This window comes from Cellulomonas sp. ACRRI, assembly GCF_022346185.1.
Taxonomy (GTDB): domain Bacteria; phylum Actinomycetota; class Actinomycetes; order Actinomycetales; family Cellulomonadaceae; genus Cellulomonas.
Genome location: NZ_JAKRMS010000204.1, coordinates 1 through 4,175 on the forward strand (window position 1 = coordinate 1; position 4,175 = coordinate 4,175).

At 75.2% G+C, this 4,175-nt stretch carries 5 protein-coding genes and 1 pseudogene; all 6 read right to left on the reverse strand.

Features of this window, described 5'->3' with window-relative positions; translation table 11 throughout:
- Positions 1-192: 192 nt before the first annotated feature.
- Positions 193-1,380: a lytic polysaccharide monooxygenase gene (locus MHY85_RS20295; RefSeq protein ID WP_239200108.1), complete on the reverse strand. Its 1,188-nt coding sequence runs from the start codon at positions 1,378-1,380 to the stop codon at positions 193-195.
- A gap of 239 nt (positions 1,381-1,619) precedes the next feature.
- Positions 1,620-2,036: a PIN domain-containing protein gene (locus MHY85_RS20300; RefSeq protein ID WP_239200111.1), complete on the reverse strand. Its 417-nt coding sequence runs from the start codon at positions 2,034-2,036 to the stop codon at positions 1,620-1,622.
- 35 nt (positions 2,037-2,071) lie between these two features.
- Complete coding sequence (locus MHY85_RS20305; RefSeq protein WP_374234221.1) at positions 2,072-2,719, reverse strand: ATP/GTP-binding protein; 648 nt, start codon at positions 2,717-2,719, stop codon at positions 2,072-2,074.
- Positions 2,700-3,074, reverse strand: coding sequence for a DUF742 domain-containing protein (locus tag MHY85_RS20310; protein WP_239200114.1), 375 nt, complete (start codon positions 3,072-3,074; stop codon positions 2,700-2,702). Before MHY85_RS20310 ends, MHY85_RS20305 begins: the two co-directional genes overlap by 20 nt.
- A gap of 8 nt (positions 3,075-3,082) precedes the next feature.
- On the reverse strand, positions 3,083-3,532 hold the full coding sequence (locus MHY85_RS20315; protein ID WP_147794822.1) for a roadblock/LC7 domain-containing protein: 450 nt from the start codon (positions 3,530-3,532) through the stop codon (positions 3,083-3,085).
- A 49-nt stretch (positions 3,533-3,581) separates the two neighbouring features.
- A pseudogene (locus MHY85_RS20320) lies at positions 3,582-4,175 on the reverse strand (hypothetical protein); the annotation flags it as partial.

Below are 4,175 nucleotides of genomic sequence, written 5' to 3' on the forward strand. Positions count from 1 at the left end.
CTCGCCCAGAGCAACCGTTGTCCCCCGGGGGGACCTACGCTGGCGGCATGAGTCCTGCCCCGGCCGGTGACCGGCAGCAGGCGACCGCGGCCCGCCCGCCGGTGGCGGGGGGGCGCCGGCCCGGCCCGGGGGGCGCGCCGCCCGGGCGGCCCCGCGGCGGCCGGGGCGACCGGCCGCGTCGGCACCGGGGGGTCAGTCGACCGGGAACAGCGTGAGCGTGACGGCGCCCGCGTAGCTGCCGGCCGGCGCGTCGACCGGCACGTCGAGCACCACGCCCGCGGTCAGCTCGGTGGCACCGGCACGGCCGTGCGACGCCGCGGTGGCGAGGGTCGCGGGGGCCGCGAGCCCGGTGCCACCGGCGAGGCGGGTCGAGACGGGCGACCCGGGCGTGACGCAGTGCTTGTCGCTGAGCAGGACCGGCGTCCAGCCGAGGTTCTCGGCGGTGAGCGTCGTGGCGCCCGCGACGAGGTCGCGGGCTTGGCCGGACACGGTCCAGCCGCCGTCGCCGGCCTGCGCGTCGGAGCGCGAGTCGGTCACGGTGACGGTCGGCAGGGCGCCCTCGAACCGCAGCCGGTCCCCGGCGTTGGTCGGCGAGCCGAGGTCGAGGCCGGAACCGGCGACCGACATGGCCAGCACGCCGTCCGTCTGCTCGGGGCGCGGCACGGTCGCGGTGACGTCGACCGTCCCCTCGTCACCGGTCCCGGGCTCCGCGGGGTCGACCGGCGGGTCGACGTCCGGGGGGGTCTCGGGGTCGACCGGCGGGTCGACCACGCCCGGCTCCTCGCCCGCGACGTCCACGTCGATGACGTTGTAGAACGCGGCACCGGTGTCGTCGACCGTCCACGCGGCGTAGATGACGTGGTAGCCCACCCGGTCCGCCGGGACGTCCACCACGTGCACGGCACCGGCGGTCGGCATCGACCCGTCGTGCTGCACGGTGCCGATCTTCTCGAACGACGCGCGGCTCAGCGGCGCGTCCTGGTCCCAGCCCGGGACCGTCATGAAGTAGTCCCACTTGGTGGTCTTGTGCGGTGCCGTGTACACCCAGCTGATCCGGTTCGGCCCGGGGGAGATCGCGTTCTTCACCCACCGGTCCGCGGACTGCTCGTCCAACGCGGAGAACCGCGCGTTCCCCGCCGAGGCGAGCTGTCCGTCGGCCGGGCCCGCCTCCGGGAAGCCCTTGGGGCCCTCGATGCTCTGCGGCTCGTACTGCACCGCGCCGAGGTTCGCGTTGGTGCGCAGCGCCGCCCGGGCCACCATGCCCGACTCGGACCCACCGACGTAGCCGTGCGACCACGCAGCCGGTGCCGTCGCCAGGGCGACCGGCGCGAGCAGCGCCAGCGCCGCCCCCGTCCCCAGCGTGCGTCTGATCAGTCTCATCTTCCCGTCCTCTCCCACCAGGGGGCGGCCGGCCCGCGGCGCGCGAGGTCGAGTCGCCCCCGCTCGAACGGCCCGTGCCGGGACGGCCACGGGCTCGTCGTCGACGCTAGGGACGCCGACCGGGGGGTAGGTGTTCTGCGACGTCGCAGATCACGCGCCACGTTTCGCACAAATGCGGTGGGCACCCGAGATGCGGGTGGCTGTAGGGGGCAGGTTCTCGGGCGGTCGGCGCGAGGGGGTCAGGCCGCGGGCTCCCACCAGCGGTCCGGGAGGCCCGGGGACACGACCGTCAGGCCGTGGATCGCGGCGACAGAGGCCAGCCGCACGTCGTACGACGCGAACGCCGTGACCTCCGGGTGCGCCAGCGCGACGCCGAGGTGCAGGGACGCGAACGGCGACAGGACCGCGGTGGTCATCGCGGCGGCGCCGACCGCCTGGTCCGAGAACCGGACGACCTCGAGCCCCTCGACGGCGTCGCGGGCGCGCGCGCGGACGTGCGCCGGCGCCGTGGCGGCCGCGTGGCGCAGCTCGCTCAGGGACAGCGACGTGACGAGGAGGTCGGCCCCGTGCCGCTCCGCCCACCGCTGCCAGTCCACCGAGTGGTCCGGGAACGGCAGGTAGCGCACGAGCGCCGAGCCGTCGGCGTAGACCCGCACGCCCCGCACTGTAGCGGGGCGCGCGGGCGGGGCCGTCACGCGTGGTTGCGCAGGCGCTCCATCGCGAGCTGCACGAGCGAGATCAGCGTCTGCTTGGTCGCCGTGCGGGACCGGGCGTCGGTGTAGAGCACCGGCACGTGCGCCGGGATGGCCAGCGCCTCGCGCACGTCCTCCAGGCGGTGCTTGGCGACGCCGTCGAAGCAGTTCACGCCGACGACGAACGGGATGCCCCGGGACTCGAAGTAGTCGACGGCCGGGAAGCACTGGTCGAGCCGGTCGGTGTCCACCAGCACGACGGCGCCGATCGCGCCGCGCACCAGGTCGTCCCACATGAACAGGAACCGGTCCTGGCCCGGGGTGCCGAACAGGTAGAGCCACAGCGACCCCGGCAGCGCGATGCGCCCGAAGTCCATCGCGACGGTGGTCGACGTCTTGCGGTCGGACACGCCACCCGCGTCGTCGACGCCCACCGAGTGCTCGGTCATGGCGGCCTCGGTGTTCAGCGGCTCGATGTCGGAGATCGACCCGATGAACGTCGTCTTGCCGACGGCGAACCCGCCCGCAACGACGATCTTCACGACGGTGGGCGCGGCGCCCATCTCACCGGTGTCGCCGGCGGGTCGGGCGGTCGGCACGGCAGCGGCCTGGCCGGTGGCCACGGCGTCAGAGGGCGGAAATGCCATTGAGAACACTCTCCAGGACGCTCAGGGACAGGGCGGGCGACTGACCGGTGGTGGTCTCGACCGGGGTGGACGAGTGCACGCGGACGTAGCCCGCGTCGACCAGGTCGGAGACGACGACGCGCGTCACGCCCAGGGGCAGGTGCAGCAGCGCGGACAGCTCGGCGATGGAGATGTAGCCGTGCGACGCGTGCTGCAGGATCGCCCGCTTCTCGGGCGTCAGGCCCTGGCCCGAGACGCCGGCGGGCAGCATCTCGACCAGCGCCTCCAGGGGGTAGTCGGACCGCTCGGACCGCACCCGGCCGCCGGTGAGGGCGTAGGGGCGGACGGTGCGGGTCTCGAACTCGCTCTCGCTCATGGGCTACCTCACACGGTGGGAGCGCGGGTCGCGCCGTCGACGGGGAGGCTGCCGCGCATCTCGGTGATGAGCTGCGGGGTGAGCGTGGCCTCGGTCCGCGAGACGAGCATCGCCATCTCGTAGCCGATGAGGCCCACGTCGCAGGTGGCGTCGGCCACGACCGCGAGGACGGAGCCGTTCGACACGCTCATCAGGAAGAGGAACAGGTTGTCCATCTCCACGATGGCCTGCCGCACGTCGCCGGCGCGGAGCTGGCGCGCCGCTCCCCGGGTGAGGCTCGACATGCCCGCGACGATCGCCGCGAGCTGGTCGCCGCTGGTGCGGTCGAGCTGCTCGGACATCGCCATGAGCAGGCCGTCGGCCGACACCACCAGCGTGTGCCGGGTGCCGGGCACGGTCCGGACGAAGTTGTCCAGGAGCCAGCCGAAGTTGGCTGCCTCGGTGCTGAGGGTGGTCACACATCCTCCTGACGTGATGCAGGCGCGGTGGCGGCTGCGGGGACGGGTGTCACCATGACGGCGACGGCGGGACGGGCTGGGAGTCGGACTCGGTGCGGGGCTGCTCCGGCTCGGCGCCGGCCAGACCCTGGTCGGTGTCCGCGAGGGCGCGACGGCCCCGGCGGCTGCCGGACTGGAAGCTCGACAGCCGGTCGCGCAGGCTGTCGGCGTCGCGCGCCGGCGCCGGGCCCGACGCGGGCTGCGAGATCTCGGGCGCGGCCGGGATCGCCGTCGGCACCCGCCGGGTGAGCGAGCCGCCGGCCGGCACGTCGACCTTGGGCCGGTACGCCGACAGCTGGCTCAGCTCGCTCAACGCCTGCTCCTGGATGTCGGCCCGCAGCGCGAGCATCTGCGCGGCCTCCGCGTCGAGCGCGCCGGGCCGGCGGGACTGGTCCGCCGCGGGCGCCGCGGCGTCCGCGGGCTGCGCGGACCACGAGGGCGCGGGCGCGGGCTGCGGCAGCGACGCGCCGTCGGGCGACCAGGAGGACGCCCAGGCGCTCATGTCGCGGTGCGGGCGGCGCTCGGCCGGCGCGACCGCGCCCGGCTCCGGGGCCGGCGGCGGGACGTCCCCGCGGGTCCGGGTCGGCAGCGGGGTCGCGGCGGC

Excerpts from the sequence above, each read along its gene's own strand:
- MHY85_RS20295 (WP_239200108.1), bottom strand. The coding sequence starts at position 1,380 with ATGAGACTGATCAGACGCACGCTGGGGACGGGGGCGGCGCTGGCGCTG.
- MHY85_RS20305 (WP_374234221.1), bottom strand. The coding sequence starts at position 2,719 with ATGGCATTTCCGCCCTCTGACGCCGTGGCCACCGGCCAGGCCGCTGCC.
- MHY85_RS20310 (WP_239200114.1), bottom strand. The coding sequence starts at position 3,074 with ATGAGCGAGAGCGAGTTCGAGACCCGCACCGTCCGCCCCTACGCCCTC.